The sequence below is a fragment of the Zhenpiania hominis genome (assembly GCF_014333425.1).
Taxonomy (GTDB): Bacteria; Bacillota; Clostridia; order Peptostreptococcales; family Anaerovoracaceae; genus Hominibacterium; species Hominibacterium hominis.
The window spans coordinates 31,420-51,624 of the sequence record NZ_JACRYT010000022.1 but is presented as its reverse complement, the minus strand read 5'-3'; the positions used below and the strand labels follow the sequence as shown (position 1 = coordinate 51,624).

The 20,205-nt window shown below is 41.9% G+C and carries 8 protein-coding genes; all 8 read right to left on the bottom strand.

Going from position 1 to position 20,205, the window contains the following annotated elements:
• Nucleotides 1–30: 30 nt before the first annotated feature.
• The gene (locus tag H9L42_RS14230) at nucleotides 31–1,041 is read right to left on the bottom strand and encodes a hypothetical protein (RefSeq protein ID WP_187304074.1); all 1,011 of its coding nucleotides are present in this window, start codon (nucleotides 1,039–1,041) and stop codon (nucleotides 31–33) included.
• 20 nt (nucleotides 1,042–1,061) lie between these two features.
• Nucleotides 1,062–4,640 carry a fibronectin type III domain-containing protein gene (locus tag H9L42_RS14225; protein WP_187304073.1) on the bottom strand — a complete coding sequence of 1,193 codons (3,579 nt, stop codon included), beginning with the start codon at nucleotides 4,638–4,640 and terminating at the stop codon, nucleotides 1,062–1,064.
• A gap of 1,230 nt (nucleotides 4,641–5,870) precedes the next feature.
• Nucleotides 5,871–7,823, bottom strand: coding sequence for a fibronectin type III domain-containing protein (locus tag H9L42_RS14220; protein ID WP_187304072.1), 1,953 nt, complete (start codon nucleotides 7,821–7,823; stop codon nucleotides 5,871–5,873).
• 12 nt (nucleotides 7,824–7,835) lie between these two features.
• Nucleotides 7,836–10,430 (bottom strand): leucine-rich repeat protein, encoded by a 2,595-nt coding sequence (locus H9L42_RS14215; protein ID WP_187304071.1) that lies wholly within the window; start codon nucleotides 10,428–10,430, stop codon nucleotides 7,836–7,838.
• Nucleotides 10,431–10,454: 24 nt separating this feature from the next.
• Nucleotides 10,455–13,019: a fibronectin type III domain-containing protein gene (locus H9L42_RS14210; protein ID WP_187304070.1), complete on the bottom strand. Its 2,565-nt coding sequence runs from the start codon at nucleotides 13,017–13,019 to the stop codon at nucleotides 10,455–10,457.
• 52 nt (nucleotides 13,020–13,071) lie between these two features.
• A complete protein-coding gene (locus tag H9L42_RS14205; protein WP_187304069.1) occupies nucleotides 13,072–16,515 on the bottom strand; it encodes a fibronectin type III domain-containing protein in 3,444 nt (1,147 codons plus the stop codon).
• A gap of 51 nt (nucleotides 16,516–16,566) precedes the next feature.
• On the bottom strand, nucleotides 16,567–18,000 hold the full coding sequence (locus H9L42_RS14200) for an O-antigen ligase family protein (protein ID WP_187304068.1): 1,434 nt from the start codon (nucleotides 17,998–18,000) through the stop codon (nucleotides 16,567–16,569).
• 461 nt (nucleotides 18,001–18,461) lie between these two features.
• Nucleotides 18,462–20,150 (bottom strand): leucine-rich repeat protein, encoded by a 1,689-nt coding sequence (locus H9L42_RS14195; protein WP_187304067.1) that lies wholly within the window; start codon nucleotides 20,148–20,150, stop codon nucleotides 18,462–18,464.
• Nucleotides 20,151–20,205: the final 55 nt, after the last annotated feature.

Here is a 20,205-nt window from a genome sequence, read left to right as displayed (position 1 = left end):
TCACATATAATCATGTGCGCCCTCATAGTTTCAATGGGTATCAAACACCATATCAAGCTCGAATTGCATAAATCGATATTTTTTAGCCATAAGTGTTACAAAAACGCTTGACCACAACACTTCATAATTTGTAAAGCTTTTTTCTGGGGCTTTCAGATGAAATCCGCTTCCACCATTGGCTAAATTCCCCTTTTCTTCTGAATAAGTCCACGTTTGATTTGTATCCAGACAGGTAATCGTTCCGGTTACAGCCTGATCAAACTGATCCGAAAAAAACGTTTGATTCAGATAAATATCCCAGTCTGACGCACTGGCAAAATCCTGTGCGGGGAAGTAGCCCGGAGCAGGATAAGCCGCAAAATCAGGCTCCATAACATCATATTGGCTGGAGCTTCCGCCTGTTGAGCCATATGTAACTTCGCCTAATCCAAAGTCTGCCCGGCTGACATTCGGAGACAGCAGGGCTGTCCGATGCCCTGCTGTATAGGTAAAATAGCTTTCTCCGAAAAAACCACTTACTGCGGAAGTATAATAGTAGGTGCTGATGATATTATGATCCGCTTCATTTCCGCTGTCATAAAACTCCTGGGACATATCCGCAGGCTTTTCATAATACTCCGAAATCCAGTGAGTCAGAGGGTTTCCCGCATTCAGGCTTAAAATCTGTAATACAACCGCATCCTGCAAATCCTGACGCTGTATTGGTTTTCTTGTAACCTCCGGTGATCCAATCAGCCAGCGGTAATAGTTCAAATTATTGAGAACGTTATCCAACACCTCCTGCTTTACCACACCTCCCGAATATGGCGCGGTAAAAGATGGTTCTTTCCCCTCCTCATAAATGGAATCTCTTTTCTGTATTTTAGAACTTTCCCATCTCTCCGTTATCTGTGCTTTTGTACGGTTTTTGAAATAAGGATCCTCATTCCCATTAATTGTATCTTCTGCCCCATAGACCGGTTGAAGGCAGACAAAGAGCCATGCCGACAGCAATAGCAAGAATGCCGCAACATAGTTATATATCTCAATTTTGGCTTTCATGAACTCCGTCCTCCTTTGCACTAACGGGTCTTCACTTTTTTCACTTTGCTATAACCCCCATAAAGCTTCATCTTGCCAACCTTCTTATACGCCCGAACTTTTACATAATAAGTTTTCCTTGCTTTCAGCTTTTTCACTGTCCGTTTGATGGTCTTATTCTTGCTAATGGTGATCGTCTTCTTCCCTTTTTTGAACTTTTTGTTCTGAGCGTAAGTAATCTGATAACCGGTGACTTTCTTATCCCGTTTCCAGCTTACAGTCATACGCTTTTTACCTTTTTTCACTTTCAGGCCCGCTACCTTTTTCGGCTTCACCGTGATAGTAACGTTCTTGCTTGCTGCATTGTAGTTTGCGGTTGCTGCGGCGGTGATGGTGATGGTCGCTTTACCCGGCCCCTTTAATGTAACCTTTCCAGCACTGTTGACCGTTGCCACCTTGGTATTGCTGGACGTATAACTCAGCTTGGTCTTCGCTTTTGCCCCCAGGCTGAACGCGCGATTCCCGTAGGTCTTGGTATAGGATTTTCCTGCCACGGTCTGGGATGCTTTCCGAATGGTAAATTCCTTCACCATCGTTCCGTGATACCGGCCGATCCCGGTTACCACCACCTGGGCTGTTCCGGCATTGACATTGTTCTGATAAGATACCGTATAATCCTTCCCTGCAGTCAGTCCTTTTACTGTTACTGCCGGTCGAATCGCTTTTCCGGTATAAGTATAAGTTCCTTCAGCTCCACTTAAGGCAAATCCCGCGATCTGGAAATTATCCTCCGGCAGTTCCCACAGATAGGTCGCTCCGTAATAGGTGTTATTGTCCGCATTAAATTCCTCTTTATCCGTCACCGTCTGCACCATGCAGTAGGCGCTTTCGTCCTCCTGGAAGATCATGCTGGAAACCGGATATTCCAGTTCCACCGTTGCGGCTTCTCCCGGATCAATGGAATCAAAATGCCGGCTTGCGATCTTTCGGTTTCCTTCCGCGTCACCGTACAGGATCACATCTCCATCGGAAGCCACCTTTCCTGTATTGGTCACCGTGACGGTAAAGCGAACGGACTTGTCCAATACCGTCTTTTCCACTGCCACTTCCAAATCTGCCATCTGCACTGTCTGCTCTCGGCTGCTGCCTTCCGAATCGATCTGTCCCGGAGCCATGGCCTGAATCGTCAGATTCGCCGTTTCTTTCACACCGCTTAGATCCACGGTATCTTCCAGATAGACCGTTTCTCCCGGTAAAATCCTTTGGGATATGGTTTTGTCCACAAGCACCTTTGTCCCGTCCTTCACGGTCAGTTGGAACCGGGTAATCGTTTCTTCACTGTCATTGGTTACCGAATACGCGAAGGGCTGGTTCCCATCTTCCATCTCATTTTCATTCAGAACCACGTCTTCCAGTTCCACTTTTGGCTGGCTTTCCGTCTGAATGAAATAGAGGGAGGTTTTCTCTTCGTTTGCTGTCTCCGAAGCATTCAGGACGATCTCCCAGCCTCCCGTTTTCGCGGGCTGCGCGGTAAAATAATTTCCCTGCAGGTTTTTCTTCTGATACACTTCGACCGGCTCGCTGTACCCCTCCTCCGTTTTCACAGATGCGTAGAAGGTACATCCATCCCCTTCATTGGTCATCCAGAGAAGGGTTTCTTTGCCATTTAGCGAATAGATTCTCGCATTGCTTCCTACCGCCTGCGACTGGCCTGCTTTCCATTTGGACAGGGTTCCATCGGCAATCTGATACTGCTCCAAAACTCCATCCTTTTTGTAGGTAATGGCGCCATCTCCGCAGTCCAATCCCGAAATCGGTGTTTCTTCCGACTTCGCGATCTGGGTTTCCGTACCGTTTTCTGCCAGATATACGGCTGGCAGTCCGCCACTGGCCGGGCTCCCCAGATAAGCGGCTTTTTCTGTTCCGCCCTGAGAAATTCCCACCAGCTGAGAAAGATATGCATCGGTTTCTCCCATCTTTTCCGGTTCGCTCCACTGAGTTCCGGTAAGCTGAGAAGTAAAAATGGTTTTCGTTCCGCTCAGTCCGGTCAGATCCGTTTTGTTGTTCTGCACCCACATTACGGTCGGAGTCTCTGCGTCCTCTGCCAGTACCGGCATGGTATCCGGAAGGGAATTATCGGTCAGATACTGAGGAGTATCAAAGACCTTCTTTTCCGGATCGTATTTTGCCCAGCAGATTTCGCTGGACTTCGCCGCCTGCTGGCTGAGTTCGCTAACATCGCTTCCGGTCAGAGGTTCTCTGCATTTCTGCCAGACCACATACAAATCCTCACCGACCTGTTCCAGATCCGCAAAGGTATCCAGTGTCCCATTATCCCACAGCGCCTTTGGCTGGGACCAGGCGCTTCCGTCATAAACCGAATACATCAGCTTCGTACTGTTCTGCGTATTCCGCTGCGCGTCATTGGACTGGAACACCAGAACGGTATCGTCTCCTGCCTGTTTCATTTGAGGAATCGTATCCGGAAGAACATACCCCTGCAGTTCCCAGGCCGCTGCTCCGGAATCCCCGCTCTGTGTTCTTGCGAGGCTCCTGCTGTTTTTAGCGGATGCCGGCTGTCCTTTCCATTGGGTCGTATATTCTTGATAGCTTCGGTCGGTCAGGGAAAGCTCTTTAATCGCTGCCTCATCCGTGAAAAACGCAGCTATTTTTGCCTGCCGGGTGTTATCCCAAATAGGACAGGTTACCTTCAGCACAGAATACTCCCAGTCAAAGACAAAAATCAATTTTGCAGTGATGGATGCCCCTCCATGAAAGGTCCCTTTTGACCATGGCACTAATTGAATCGCTACATCCGCATCCCCCTTCGCACCGACGGTAGCAACCCCGCTGACTCCCACTCCTCCTTCCAGCGAGAGTCCCGGCGATACGGTAACCGTTCCGGTCAGGGAAAGATTGGAATCCTGCAGGGTTCTTTCCAACCCACCTTTTCCCACTGCTTTCAAGCTTCCTCCCAGTTCCAGGTAAAGGGGTATCGGTCCTGCAAGAAACTGATTGGTCGTACTTGCGCTCCATTTGGCCGACAGCAGTACTCCGCCGCTGTCGGAAATGACTCTGCCGTTTTCATCACAGATCGCCTCGTAATATCCGGCTACTTCCATATCGGGTTTTGCTTTGAAAGATTTTGTCAGGTTAAAAGATCCCCTGGAAGCGCCCCATTTTTTCATCAGCGTATTTAAGGTGTTTATCCGATTCAGATTCTTTTTTGCGTCTGCAAAATCTTTTTTCAGATTGTCCCATGCTTTGGCAGATCCAAAGGCCATATTTTCATCTAGGCCAATGGTCATTTTATATTTATATGTCCCGTCTTCCATACTTTCCTTTGCAACCCCGGTTTGAATCATCGGAAATTTCAGGCTGTAATCACCTGGGAAAATTTTCGCGATTGGGGCGGTTCCAATACTTCCCCCTGTATCCTGGAACAGTCGAATGGAGCCGGAGTCACCGGGAGTGGTCATGTTGACATCTTCTACGGGTTTGTAGCCTGGTCTTGGGGACGCATTCGTTATTCCTTGTAAAATCGGATATTGGCTTATTGATGTATTAAATTCCCAACATGTGTCAAAATCAAATCCTACATAGAACTCTTTCTGCTTCATCTCTTCCCGAGATAATGCTGTCCCTACTAATGTTGTCCCTATGGCATCACGACTATAATAACAATTCTGAAGCTTTGAGTTGGAATCTCGACCTACAACCCCTCCCGTATACATTGATACTGCTCGACTCCCCGTTTCAAAGAAATCCGAAGTTGCTTGCATTTTAGTAATATTATAACAATTATTTAATGTCATATTTAATGCTAATCCAACAATTCCACCACAATGAGAGCCAACATTGCTTGAATAATATGCATACGCATTTGACGTTCCTTCACCAATATTATAACAATTTAAAATTTTTCCAGAATCACAAGCTCCGGCAATACCACCACTTCTTGCAACTCCACTTGACGAATGTAACGAATATCGTGAATATGCATCACTTGAAATCTTCCCCGTATTATAACAACACTCTATCGTTCCATATTCATCTAATCCTACAATTCCTCCTACTTGGCAAAATGAACTTGCAGAAACATATTGATATGTATCTGCTACAGCCCGTCCTTTAGCAGTAACATCCGCATTATTATAACAATTTCTTATGGTGCCTCTATATTGATACCCCGCAATACCTCCACACCATAAATCCGAACTATATTCCTGCTTTTCGGTAGACCGAATAGTTACACTTCCGCTTTCTATACCTAAATTGCTGATATCTCCACTATTCTGTTCAAACAACCCTGCCTTCAATCTACTTTTAGCACTTTTTATATTAATTTGCATATTTTTTATAACATAATGGTTACCATCAAACGTTCCGTAAAAAGCTCCTTCTATAGGAGTCCAATCTTCCCCCTTTAGATCAATATCCTTCATAAGTTTGTAATTTCCATGAAGATTATCTTTTACTGCTTCCAAATCCTCCCTCGTCCAAATTTCTATGGGTGCATCGTCTGTGGAATTCTCGTTTGCACTTAAATCCGCCTTAAATTCAGACGTCTTTTTCTTCTTTTCCGTCCCTTCTACAGATTTAGTTTTTAATAATATATCTTTATCGGAAAAATTCCTTTTTTCAACTTCTTGTTGATTTTCAGTAGTTCCCTGCGAATAAGATGCTGCATCAGAAATCACCGTATTTGTTGGACCTATAATGCTCATCGACAAAAAAAGAGTAATGATACCTGCGGTCCAACGCACCTTGTATCCCTTCGTTCTACGCTTCATTTCCTTACCTCTATTCGATATTCGGATTCATCTATTAATCCTAAGGTTGCAAAAAACTTACCTAACTTTCACTTTCTTCGTCCCACTGTAAGCTCCATAAATCTTCGTCTTACCAACCTTCTTATACGCCCGAACTTTTACATAATAAGTTTTCCTTGCTTTCAGCTTTTTCACTGTCCGTTTGATGGTCTTATTCTTGCTAATGGTAATCGTCTTCTTCCCTTTTTTGAATTTCTTGTTCTGGGCGTAAGTGATCTGGTAGCCGGTTGCTTTTTTGTCCCGCTTCCAGCTTACGGTCATGCGTTTCTTGCCTTTTTTCACTTTCAGGCCCGTGATTTTCTTCGGCTTTACGGTGATGGTGACGCGTTTTGTGGCTCCATTGTAGTTTGCGGTCGCTGCAGCGGTGATAGTAATGGTCGCTTTGCCCGGTCCTTTAAGAGTGACGCGGCCGGTGCTGCTGACGGTCGCGACTTTTGTGCTGCTGGATTTGTAGGTCAGCTTACCGCCGCTATTTGCCTTTGCTCCCAGACTGAATGGCTTATTGCCGTAGGTTTTGATGAAGGATTTCGCTGTAATTGCCGCGTTTTTTTTAACGACTGGGTTTGATGCCAAATTCACATATTTGATTCCATTTTTTGCTGCGTATTTTGCAGCCGCAGAAGTATCTGAGTAGCCATAGATAGTAAAGCCTGCTATTTTCAGATAACGATCATCGCCATTGTCGTCATAGACACGCTCATAACCAACCCCATAATCTTCGATGGTTGTAACGGTGTTTGGTACTACCACACTTTTCGTTCTGCTGTTGCAGATTGCTCCTTTCCCAATTGCAGTAACCGTATAAGTCCCTGGACGGAAACAGTAATCTGCATTTACTGTAATGGTTACCGGAACCGTCACTTTAACCCCCGGATCCTCAAGTCCATACCAATCTCTTAGTTTTGCTGTTCGATTCTGCGGATAAAGTCTATAATCTGCATCGGCCCCCCAGTAATCGTCATAACCAATCTGCAGTTCCAATGAATTCCTTTCTCCTACGATATCAGGGTGGGCTGCGCCAATAGACACATCACCTTGGGTTAAGGCTGTCAATGTATTATTTTTAAGGCTGACTTCTCCCGGATAAGTTACATTTTCCTCAATATACCATTCCCATTTGGCAGCCTCTACATTCTTTGTTGGAACAGTTAGAACTCCAAGCGTCAGCGATTCTCCGATGTCCATATATCTCCAACCCGTTGCTTTCTCCTCCATATCAGCCACATAATAGCTACACGCATCTCCAACATATAATGTTATATCGCTTGTATATCCATCGTAATAATTATTATATGCATATATTGTCACTACACCATCTGCAATCCCTTTTATTGCTATTCCTTCCTCTGTAGGCTCTCCCAATTGAATCATTTCCTCATCATAATCACTAGAGTCCCATTCCCAGTCTGTCTGAACGATTTGGTCACTATCACGGTTACTATCAATTTTCAGATTAATTGTCTCACCTACGTCAATCTGCGCATACAGCATTTCCTCATCATCGCCGTTATATTCATAGGGATTCTTTTGAAACTCACCATTCACCCGCGTAATCGAATACTTTTTAGCTTCCACATCTCCGGCTAAAAGATTAATACTGGCCTGTTCCATCCCTTTTTCATCATTTACTAAAATTTTTGCGATTCCCTCGGAAACATAACTTGCCATGCCATCTTCCGAAATTTTTACAATATCGGGATTCGCACTTTCCCAATACCAGTCCGGTGATACTTCTGACAGACTGTTGAACTGCTGATTATCTACTTCCGTTGCATAATTCAAATACAATTGAATGCTTTCATTCATATCAAGACGAATTTCATCTTCTTCGTAATCCTCTGTTGAAATAAAATAATGCTCATGAAATGCATAAGCCTGTACTTTTTGCTCTTTCCCATAGGCAGATATCGGTACCGCAAAGGTAGTAAGCAACATAACCAGTGCTACTAAAATACTAACTTTCTTTTTCATTTTGTCCTCCTTTTACTTTACCTTTATTGTCTTCATCTTACTGTAGGCCCCATAAATTTTTGTCTTTCCAACCTTCTTATACGCCCGAACTTTTACATAATAAGTTTTCCTGGCTTTCAACTTTTTGATGGTTTTTTTCACAGTCTTGTTCTTACTGATAGTGATGTTCTTCTTCCCTTTTTTGAACCTTTTGGTCTGGGCGTAAGCAATCTGGTAGCCAGTAGCTTTCTTATCCCGCTTCCAGCTTACGGTCATGCGGTTCTTGCCTTTTTTCACTTTCAGACCCACGGTTTTCTTCGGCTTCACGGTGATAGTTACATGTTTTGTCGCTCCATTGTAGTTCGCAGTCGCCGCCGCTGTGATCGTGATGGTCGCTTTTCCCGGGCCTTTTAGGGTTACGCGACCAGTGTTGCCGATAGCTACGACTTTAGTGTTGCTGGATTTGTAGGACAACTTTGTTTTAGCTTTTGCCCTCAAGCTGAAAGGCTTATTGCCATATGTTTTGATACATGCTTTTGTATGAATCATCTGCTCTGCTTTTTTTATCGTAAAATTCTTTATAACAGTTCCGCTGTAGCTACCTATACCCGTAAAAATTATTTTGGCAGTTCCTGCATTAATGTTATTTTCATAAGAAATCGTATAGTCTTTCCCTTTCTGCAAAACATAATTCCCATCCTTTAGCACAGGCAATGGAGTCTGCGGCTTTCCTGTATATACTTTAGCAGGTATGCTACTATATGTAAGTTCTCCAATATCTATAGCTTCTTTATTCCAATGCGCATATAACGTCTGATTATCGGTAAGATTTACTATCGTTTCGCTAGTAATTCTCATTCCACCTTCTCGCTCGGTGTACCAACCATCAAAAATATAACCTTCTCTTTTGGGGACAGGAAGTTCGCCATATAGTTCTTTTGATGTGACATCTTTTGTTGTAACATCAACGGTTCCACCGGCTGCATCAAACGTGACGGAATATATACCTATATATTCATCTACTGTTTTAAATGAAATTTCTTTTTCTGCCGCATAAGTTTGAGCAAAACAGCCTTCTATTCCATATATGACAAACGATTTAATTTCGCTTCCTCTCTTAAATGCATATATATCAATATCTATCACACTTGGTGGAATTACAATACACTTTAAGTTTTTCATACCTAAAAAAGTATATGCCCCAATCTTTTTTACACCTTCTGGAATAATTACATCTTTTAAATATTTCACATCACGAAATGCTTTTTCTGAAATACAATTTACACTTTCTGGTATTGTATAGTGGCCTTGCGGCTTTCCTGCTGGATATGCCATTAATGTTGTCTTCGCTTTATTAAATAGAACTCCATCAAGCGATATGTATCTAGAGTTATTCGTTTCTACACTAATGTTTGTTAATTCCCTACAACTGCAAAAAGCATCCGCACTAAGGCTTTGTACACTAGACGGTATCGTAACTTTTTTAAGACTATCACAATACGCAAACGCATCTTCTCCTATCATCGTTACGCTTTCAGGAATTTCCACTTTTTTCAATCTTATACATTCATAAAATGCATTTGCTCCAATAGTAGTTACACCCTCTGATATTTCTACATTAACTAAATTTCGACATGCCGAAAATGCTCCGGACTTTATACATACTACACTGTCTGGAATAATAATATCAGTCAACCCCAAACATCCTAAAAAAGCTCCATTTCCAATTTCCGTTACACTATTAGGTAACTTGACGTCTTTCAAACTTTTACATCCCCAAAAAGCACCTGACCCTATTTTTTCTATCGAATCCGGCATTATAACTTCTTCTAAACTATTCATTTGAAAAAAGGCATTTTCTCCAATACTTTTCATACTATTTGTCAAAAATATCCTTTTAATGTTATTGCATTCATAAAAAGCTTCTTTCCCAACATTGACAATTCCATCCGGGATACGATAACTTGTGTCAGACTTTCCCGCTGGATAAAATAATAACTCCCTTTTAATTTTATCTACTAGTACGCCACTTATTGAAGCATATTGAGGATTATCTTCATTTACATCAATTCTCTTCAAATTGCTACAGAGATGAAAAAGATTACTTCCAATATTTTTTATACTTTTTGAAAAAGTAACGTGCTTCAAATTATCGCAGTCTCTAAATACATCATCTCCTATGCTTTCTACACTATCTGGAATTATCATATCCGCTAATGCGTCACAATGTATAAATGCTGATGCCTCGATATTTTTTAATCCTTCTGCAAAACTTACATTTGCTAATGAAGTACATTCTGCAAAAGCCCTCTTGCCAATTGTTGACACATTATTATTCATCGTTACTGTTTTCAGCTCATCACAAAGATAGAAAGCTTCTTTTCCGATTGCTACTACAGGGATTCCATCTATATCGTTTGGTATCGTCACTGCTGTCACCCCCGAATCACAATCTATAATTGTTCCTGTAGACGAATCAAAATAGATATTCCCACCAACTACAGGATAAACCATAAAAGATTCCTCCTTTGCATTAACATTTTCTGTTCCCATCAGTGATAAAATCACAGAAATGAACATAGTCAAAGCTACAATAACATATAACTCACTTTTCATTATCTGTTTCATTTCTACGCTTCCTAACAATCTCTATTATCTTACTTTTATTTTTGTCACTTTACTGTAGGCCCCATAAATTTTTGTCTTTCCAACCTTCTTATACGCCCGCACCTTCACATAGTACGTTTTTCTCGCCTTCAGCTTTTTGATGGTTCTCTTCACGGTCTTGTTCTTGCTGATGGCGATGTTCTTCTTGCCTTTTTTGAACTTCATGTTCTGGGCGTAGGTGATCTGGTAGCCGGTTGCTTTCTTATCCCGCTTCCAGCTCACGGTCATACGTTTTTTACCTTTCTTTGCTTTCAGACCGATTACTTTTTTCGGTTTTACCGTGATGGTGATACGTTTTGTCGCTCCATTGTAGTTCGCGGTCGCCGCGGCGGTAATGGTGATGGTCGCTTTGCCCGGGCCTTTAAGAATGACGCGGCCGTCGCTACTTACAGTCGCTACTTTCGTATCGCTGGATTTGTAGGATAATTTCCCGCCGCTGTTTACCTTTGCTCCCAGGCTGAATGGCTTGTTGCCGTAGGTTTTGGTGAAACTCTTTGCAGTAATTGCCGCGGCTTTTTTGGTCACTGGTTTCGCGGGTTTTTGCGGCGTGGTCGGCTTCTGTTCTGGTTTTAAAATGGTGAAAGACAAAGTCTTCGTACCTTTATATGCCCCTTGCCCTTTAACGATCATCTTCGCCTGTCCCGGCGCATCGTTATTTTGATAAGTTACCGTATAATCCAGCCCTCTTGTCAGCACTTTTTCCCCATCCCAAATCGTCACCTTCGGACAGTACCCCTGCTCATCTTCGTTATATGGAACTTCTGTTTGGTACTCAAATTTTAAAGCGCTGATATCCTTCGTTTTCATATCAAAAACTTCATTTAGCAATTCCTGTGAAAATTTCTGCGGTTTCGCAATCCGTTTACGGTTCTCTGTAAAACGGGAAGTCGGATCGAATAGCCAGATTGTCCCATCTTTTCTTCCCATAATGAGTGTATCGGATCCTTCTACCGTTCCAACGCTTACTACATTCGTAAGTATTTTGTAGCTTCCTGAATATACGGTTCCATCTTCTTCAAGAGGCCATTCCAGAGATGTATTTTCTTCTATCACAATATTTTCATTATCGTCTTCATAATATTCCGGAAGGCCATGCTGCTTTCCCGACTTATCATAATATCCGTAATGAGAAAAGGAACCAAAATTATCGGTTACTTTCGTCAATTCCATTACATATTTCCCATCATCGGAACCCTCTGGATATTTCCAGGTTTCTGTATATAGATATAGATTTCCTTTTTCATCCGCAGCAAAAGCCCCACGATCTGTCGTTTTACAAGCGACCATTTTGCTGTCCAGCAATTTTCTTCCATCCGCAACAGAATAGGTCTTCCCATCTGCTCCAATCGCGAAGTATTCCATAATGGATATAATATTTTCTTTCAGCAATTTATTTCTCGGGATCTCCTCGCCTGTCGGTTCTCCCTCTTCATCTTGCGGATATTCTATCCAAAAAGTTTTCAGTTCGTGATTTTGGGTTAAATAGGAAACATCTCCATCCTCCCAGTCGCTTAGAGGATTATCCACAATGGCGGCAACTTTTACGTCGTCCATTTGCCATCGTACTCTTTTTGGCTGGTCAGTTTCCCAATCATAATCCTGTTCATAAAAAAATGGAATTCCATCTTTATTTACAGTATAGTAATCTCCCTCTAACCCAGGTCTGACATAACAATCATTCACATCTTCCGCAACTACCTCAGTTTCCAGGCCTTCGTTCTTATCTCTGTCCCAACCAGCGTACCGTTCAATACTTGTCAATCTTCCGTTATCCTGAAGGATATAGTCGGACTGAAAATCTTTTACATTATCAAAGGAATGGATTGTCTCTCCTTTCAGGTTTTCAATCGTCAGATTTCCCGAAGTGTCTAAATACATATTGTTGTACACTTCTTTTGCTATGCCTTTGATATTATTTTTTTTCGTATATCGAATACTTGCCACTGGCGCTTTCCAGAGTTCGTTATTGGAAAAAAGGATTTCGTTTCCAAACCGCGATATTTCGCTATTCATCTCCTTGTCATTTTCTAACGGTGGATCATAACCCTCAAAGACAACACCTTTCACGTTAAAACTGGTTTCCAGTGTTTTCACCAGTTTATCCATATACTGCTCGTCTTCGTAATCCGTTTCCGGATCGTAATTTGGATTTAACACGGTCGTATATTCGCGATATTTAACCGTAATTTTATTGTCTCCCTCTTTCAATTCACCATTTGCATCATATTCATTTCGATTGTATTCCAGCTCTATTTCCGCAAAATTTGAATTCTTAAGCTTGACGTCTCCCTGCTCCGCATACAAGTCTGATATAATTTTCTCACTTCCATCTTTCAGCTTGACTTTCAACTGAATTCGTTCAAACATTTCCTGCTCGCCAATCCCGAGCAGAACCTCTCCGTTTTCCGGAAGATTTACGACTTCAATGTTTTCGGTCAACGCAGAATCTGCCGCGGCATAGCTTTTCTGTATTCCGGAAAACGGTACGCCCAACGATACCAACATCATTATAATGACGCAGACCGTAATGTGTTTTCTGTAAGTTCTCATAACTTCCTCCTTCTTACCTGCCATTATTTTCTCCCATACACAGATACGCCACCTAACGGATCCGGACTTTTCGTGTTTTACTGTAAGCCCCGTAAAGTTTCGTCTTTCCAACCTTTTTATACGCCCGCACTTTCACATAGTAGGTCTTTCTCGCCTTCAGCTTTTTGATGATTCTCTTCACGGTCTTGTTCCTGCGGATGGTTATGTTTTTCTTGCCTTTTTGGAACTTCTTGTTCTGGGCGTAGGTGATCTGGTAGCCGGTTGCTTTTTTGTCCCGTTTCCAGCTTACGGTCATACGCTTTTTGCCTTTCTTTACTTTCAGGCCAGCTACCTTTTTCGGTTTTACGGTAATCGTCACGCGCTTTGTGACCCCATTGTAATTCGCGGTTGCCGCGGCTGTGATGGTGATGGTCGCTTTGCCCGGGCCCTTGAGGGTGACTCGGCCGGTGTTGCTGACGGTGGCTACTTTCGCACTGCTGGATTTGTAGGTCAGCTTACCGCCGCTGTTTACCTTCGCTCCCAGAAGGAATGATTTGTTACCATAGGTTTTGGTGAAGTTCTTCGCTGTAATTGCCGATGGAGCCTTTGTGATCGTAAACGGTTTCGTAATTGCTCCTGTATAACTGCCCTTTCCTGTGATGGTTACCTTTGCGGTTCCCGCGTTCACATTATTCGCATAGGAAAGTACATAGTCCACTCCTTGCTTCAGCACTTTTGTCCCATCTTTAATAATAAGAGACGGCGTGTATGGCTTACCCGTATATATTTTAGGTGGAATTGCTGCGATGGTCAGGCTCTGTATATCTTTGCCTCCCCTTTGGAGCATACGGGGAATGGAAATACGCGCTCTGTTTTTCGGTGTTTCCTGATCAAAAATCCACACCGTCCCATCTGTTCTCGTAATCAGGCTCGGCGTTGTCTGCCAGCTTATAGAAGACACATGCGTCAGTAATTTTTTTCCATTGACCAGCAAAGTACCATCAGCTTTCAGACGAAAAGAACCCCTTGAGTCTACAATTTCCTCTAACTTCCCATTTCTGTTATAGTGCTCTCCATTTTGGGTCCAGTATCCCCTTGGAGAAAATTTCAGGAATTTTCCCGGAAGTGATTGGATCGTTGTTGGAAAAGAGTAATTCTCGTATATCACATTATCCTCATCGACAATCAAAGAGAGTTCATAAGAATACGCTTTTATTCTTTTATCCAGAATTTTTTCTCCATTATAGTAGGTACTTCCGTCCTTACTGACTGCAAAGAAATAGTTACAAAGATAATCAATATTTTCTACCTTTTTCTGTATCCCATAGGACTCGGTATCCCAATCATACGTATCCGTATACAAGTCGCCATTTTTTCTCACCCAACCTCCGGCGTTTACATCTGCAACACCAGTATCCACAACTTCTGTAGCAATTGGTGCCTGTTGCGTAACACGTAATAAAGTGCCATCTTTCTTTAAAATTTTTAAAATATCGCTCCCCGATTCGACCCAGTTTTCGACATCTGACGTTATCTTTCTATTGTCCTTAACAGTATACAAATCGCCATTTTGCAGTAAAATACGATCTTCACTGAAATCTTTCACATTCGTATGTTTTCCCAGGACTTTTCCATTTCCATCATACACCGTCAGCAAGCCTGAAGTGTCTAAAAATACCCGATCATAGCATTTCTGCACATTGTTTCGATATTGATAATGAATGCTTTCAGGATCATTTGTATTCATATCCAGCCACATTTCCTGATTTGCATTCAGGATTGCGTTCCCACTGCTGCGAATTACAGACTCTACCGTTTGATCTGTAATAAGCGAGGGATCATAATCCGTAAAGGATTTTGCGCTTATTGTAAAGGTAACCCGCATTTTTTCTTCGTCCAATTCTCCCCATTCCCAGTCGCCAGTTCCGTAAATAAGATCGCATTTATTTTCTCCTGGTTTCAAATCAATCGGTTCCAAAAACAGCCCGTAGGAACCTCCACAACAGATTGGCTGTTCCATTTCCCGTATATCCGGATCCCACGAGACCACTTCCTCCGTTCCATCGGTGTATAAAACCCTTGCTTTCAGATTCTCATATTCCGAATCGTCATCCAAACCCGCATATACCCCTGTTGTTTTTGGATATTGCGCAATCTCTATCGCATTCGCAATTTTTGCCGCTATACCTTGAATTTTTAAATCCTGATTGCGGATTATCTTTAACGGTTCCGCATTATACTGCGAATTGATACGGTATTCAAGTGTAACATCATTATTTTTTATTTCCAGGTCGGTTGCTTTGATCTCGATATTCGTATATATTCCTGATAAATCATCTCTTAAATTGAGCGGACTTCCGCCGTCCATATCAACGATTTTCTCACTTCCATCGTCATAATGAATCTTTAGTTTCCAGGCTCCGAAATCCTCAGAATAATGGTATTTTGTTTGTCCGAATTCATCGATATACGCAATCAGGTTTTCCGGCATTTGCTCGACTTCAAGATTAACCGGAAGTTTTTCTTTTACGCCCATAACAGTAAAAGCCGTGCTGCAAATTTCCTGATAGTCCCCGTCGATCTCTTTTTCATAGGTAACCTGAATTTCATTTTTTCCCGGTTGAATCACTGGATCTTCTACTGTAATTCTCGAACTCGGATCATATGGCACGCTAAAAAAATCCCGATATCTGATTTCTTTTTTCCCATATTGTCCGTAATCCGCCTCAATTGTTATCGTACCATCCGCTTCAAATCCATATCCGGAAAAACCGGCGCATACTTTCTGTGACTGTAAGTTCTGATAGGCTTTCGTTTCAACAATCCGGATGCTTTTTGGCAATGGCGCCTCTACTCCCTCTACAGAAAAATTTACCGAGAGCAGTTCCTCTTCTTCGTCCACCTTATAATCGTTTTCTCGTATATATGCCGCTTTCAACGTGTTTTCTCCCAGTTTTATGTCCCAAAATCCAGATATTTCCACTTTGAAAGAATAATCTTTTTCTCCGTAATCTGTATAAGCGTCGCCATCAGAAGCCATTGTAACAATTTCCGACGTGCCATCATCATAAAATACAGTTATTTCAATACCTTTCGGATTGTAATCGGATCTTCCGGAATCACTGATAAACGCATATGGTTCCGGTACCTTCGTAACTGCGATTTTTGTTGCAGTTTTTCGTTCCGCTTTAACTTCCGAAATTTTTGCCTTATCCATTGCATTTTTTTCCGTACTTTTACGTTCAGGTTCCGCAGCTTCTGATTTTATCTCCGCTTTCTTTTTTTCTTCTACCTTGTTGTCTCTCTGTGATGGATTCTCTTGCCCTTCCTGAGAGGAAAAAGAAGGTCCTTCTGCTTCCTCGTTTTCTAAAGGTTCAGGCCCCACTACATCTGTCACTTCTTCCGCTTCTCTTTCCTCCGCCCATACATGCTCTGTCTTTGATAATGGGGAAAAGACTGTAACCAGCATTATCAAAGAGAGAAAGAATGCCAGATTTCTTTTTACACTATGATTCATATTCCGCTCCTTTCTTCATAACCTCGCGTTTTTCGTTCATTGTCACGCTTCTTATCCCGCAGAATTTCCCTGAATTTCTTTCAACCTTTCTATATATTTTAAATATTGCTCCTGCAATACAATTTTCGGTTTATCTTTTATCTTAAACGCAAGACAGGAGCTGTTTTCCTCCCTTTGCTGAATCCATTTTTCAATCCCCGTAATCTTTTTTAATAAATGAACGGTCTGAAGCTCGTCATTATTTCGAACCGCAAGGTCTAACGCCAGGGACCATCCCTGGATGCAGGCTTCATAGTTTTCCGGATTATACGGATCTGTCGCGATCGCCCTCTTTGCGTATTCCTCCATATCCGAAAAGTTGCCTTCCGATGCCGCCTGTAGCGCTTTCAGACGATACACTGCCGAACAACTGTGATTTCGCTCAAGAATATGATCGGCAATCCTTCCTTTTTCCTCAATCGTTGACGCATCATTCAGCATATCCACCTCGGAGAAAGTCAGTGCCGGAAACAGCTTTAAGGCGGCTTCCGTTTTTTTCAACTGCTCTAGTCCCAGAAAGGAAAAGGAATAGATTGAAACCAATAATACTGCCGCCACAACTCCTTGAAACAGCATGGAAGTTTTGATACATTTGCATTCACCGAAGTCAAAAAGCAGTAAAATAATAAAAACAACCACAAGAAACTGCAAGTCAAAATCAAATAGGCTATGGACAACGCATACCGTCAGTAGTTTTTTCTTCAATGAAGAATCTAACCGACGTCGGTATAAGGAAAAAAACAGCATTCCGGCGATCGCCACTCCACCTAAGAATCCAAAGTCAAGAAGGATCTGCAATAACTCATTATGAGCATACATCGTTACATAATTGCCACTGGCATAAGTGCCCTGTATAAAATAGTATCCTTTGTACCCCAGACCAAACGGATGATCCTTCAGAATCTGTAACGCATCCTGCCAATATAGTAGTCTCCCCCACAAAGTTGAATTCTGAGTAAATGACGTAGTAAATCTCGCGAACTCCTGCACATACCCCAGAAGAATCCCCCCTACTGCTATCAAGGTCAGCATATAGACGGAAAAACCGGCAATCCACTTACGCTTCTTTGTTTCCGTGATTGCGGTATAGATGAGACAGATTATAAAAAGAAGGAATACGCTGCGGCTTCCTGACAACAGCAGCCCGGTTATAGAAAGGAGCGCCTCTAAAAGATCCTTTCGGTATAATCGCGGACGTTCCAATAGGATCAGAATCGACAGGAGCAATACTAAGGCAAACGTGTTCGGATACTGAAAAAAGCTTCCCATTCTGTCCGCTGTAAAGAAAGACTCACGCCAAGGGGTAAAAAAAAGGATCATAGCGCAAATTACCATAGCCGACGAAATGTCCGGAATCAGTTGAATGCAGAACTCCCTCGCTTCTCGTTCCATCTGGCAGGCAGCAATAACAAACAGGAGCACAGGGAAAAATTTTATAACCCCCAACACCGCAGTCCCCCAATCCACAGCGTAGAAGCAGGATATTACAGAAGACACCACAAACAGACAAAGGCAAAAAAAGTTTTTACCAGTTGGAATTTTCAAAGTGCCCGCGCCTTTTGCATACCAGAGAATCAAGCCCGAATAAACAATCGAACAAAAAGAGGAGACCACCTCACCATATCCTCCTCCCATAAAGAATAGCAGCACAAATATAACATAAAAAGTTTTATCTTGTATACGTGTCTCTATTTTTCTAACGCATAGCAGCTCCTTCGCTTCCATTCGATTGTCCTCTTTATTCTTCAATTAGATTTTAAACACAATAATTACACCGTTATTATATCTCCTGCAACGTGAAAATCTTTCAAAAAAATGGCGCATTTTAGACATGCACTAACCCCAATCTGACAGAATTTTTCTGATCAGATCGAGGGTCTAATTTTGCTCTTATCTATCTTTACATCTTATCTGGTGTTCACTTTCTTTACCTTGTTGTAAGCTCCATAAATTTTCGTCTTGCCAACCTTCTTATATGCCCGAACTTTTACATAGTAAGTTTTCCTTGCTTTCAGCTTTTTCACTGTCCGTTTGATGGTCTTATTCTTGCTAATGGTAATCGTCTTTTTCCCTTTTTTGAATTTCTTGTTCTGGGCGTATGTAATCTGATAGCCGGTGACTTTCTTATCCCGTTTCCAGCTTACAGTCATACGCTTTTTGCCTTTTTTCACTTTCAGGCCCGCCACCTTTTTCGGCTTCACCGTGATGGTAACGTTCTTACTTGCTGCATTATAATTAGTTGTCGCCGCCGCTGTGATGGTGATGGTCGCTCTGCCCGGTCCTTTTAAGGTAACGCGGCCTGTGTTGCTGACGGTTGCTACTTTGGTGTTGCTGGATTTATAGGACAATTTCCCGTTTCCAGAATAGCTTACTTTCAGTTGAAACGGCTTCTGTCCAAAAACCTTTGTTAACGACATACTAACTAACTTCGGATTTTCTTTTTGGTAAATAAAGGGTATCCCATACTTTCTCGCATAAGATTCCGCATAACTCCCAGCATATCCGTACAATCTAACCTTATCGCTCCAAGCAAACGCAGAATTATAATAGGGCGAAATTATTCCATCATTTCGATAACAAGATTTTATGCTGTTTAAGCTCTTTGGTAATTCAACTTTTTTTAATCCTTCACATTGGAAAAAAGCATTTTCTTCTATCTTTTTAACATTCTCTGGAATTCTTAAGTTCTCCAACCTTGGACATGAGTGAAAACATCCATTAGGAATCGTTGTAAGGTTTTTTGATAATTTTACAAACTTAAGGTTTTCACATCCTTTGAATGTGTACATCCCTAGAGATTCAACGCTATCAGGGATTTCTATATACTTTGCATTCGTTCGACCAAACGCTGCATAATCAATTGTCTTTACAGAATTCGGTAATTTAATATCTAATGCTTCACAACCGAAAAATGCATAGCCTTCAATTGCTGTTACCCCCTCCGGTATCTCTAAGTCTTTTAACTTTTCACAGACATAAAAGCACTCCGGTGGAATTTCTTTTATATTTTTTGATAACTTCACTGTTTCCAAATTGACGCACCCATTAAAACAAGCCGCTCCTATGGATGTCACACTATCTGGAATTATAATGGATGTGAATTCCCTGTTTCCAGAAAAAACCTGAGTGCCTATCGTTCTGAGTGTATTTGGTAGTTCAACTGTCTTCAAGTGACAACCAGAAAATGCCCTATCAGCGATATTAATTACACCCTTTGGAATCACTATAGAATCTAAAGATGAACAATCAGCAAATGCAGCTTCGCATATGGATTTTAATGTCTTTGGCAAAGAAACTTTCTTTAATTCCGTACAATTTATAAAAGCACTTCTACCAATGCTGCTAACTTCTACGCCATATATTTGACTTGGAATTTCTGCCTGAGTAACTCCCTCATCGCAGTCTGTAATTGCCCCTATTGCGCGATCAAAATATAAATTTCCTCCTGTTACTGGATAGGAGACTATATCTTCTCCTTCAATAGCAGTCTCTGTTTCTGCGTTTACATTCTCCAATGTTGATAGATGAGAAAAAACAGCAACTACCATCACTAAAGAAATAATGATAGCCGAGTATTTTTTTATAATTCCATTCATATTTTGTGCCTCCTATTTTCTCAGTTTTAGATTTCTAATCTTCGAAAATAATTTC

Excerpts from the sequence above, each read along its gene's own strand:
- H9L42_RS14195 (WP_187304067.1), bottom strand. The coding sequence starts at position 20,150 with ATGAATGGAATTATAAAAAAATACTCGGCTATCATTATTTCTTTAGTG.
- H9L42_RS14215 (WP_187304071.1), bottom strand. The coding sequence starts at position 10,430 with ATGAAACAGATAATGAAAAGTGAGTTATATGTTATTGTAGCTTTGACT.
- H9L42_RS14220 (WP_187304072.1), bottom strand. The coding sequence starts at position 7,823 with ATGAAAAAGAAAGTTAGTATTTTAGTAGCACTGGTTATGTTGCTTACT.
- H9L42_RS14205 (WP_187304069.1), bottom strand. The coding sequence starts at position 16,515 with ATGAATCATAGTGTAAAAAGAAATCTGGCATTCTTTCTCTCTTTGATA.
- H9L42_RS14230 (WP_187304074.1), bottom strand. The coding sequence starts at position 1,041 with ATGAAAGCCAAAATTGAGATATATAACTATGTTGCGGCATTCTTGCTA.
- H9L42_RS14210 (WP_187304070.1), bottom strand. The coding sequence starts at position 13,019 with ATGAGAACTTACAGAAAACACATTACGGTCTGCGTCATTATAATGATG.
- H9L42_RS14225 (WP_187304073.1), bottom strand. The coding sequence starts at position 4,640 with ATGAAGCAGAAAGAGTTCTATGTAGGATTTGATTTTGACACATGTTGG.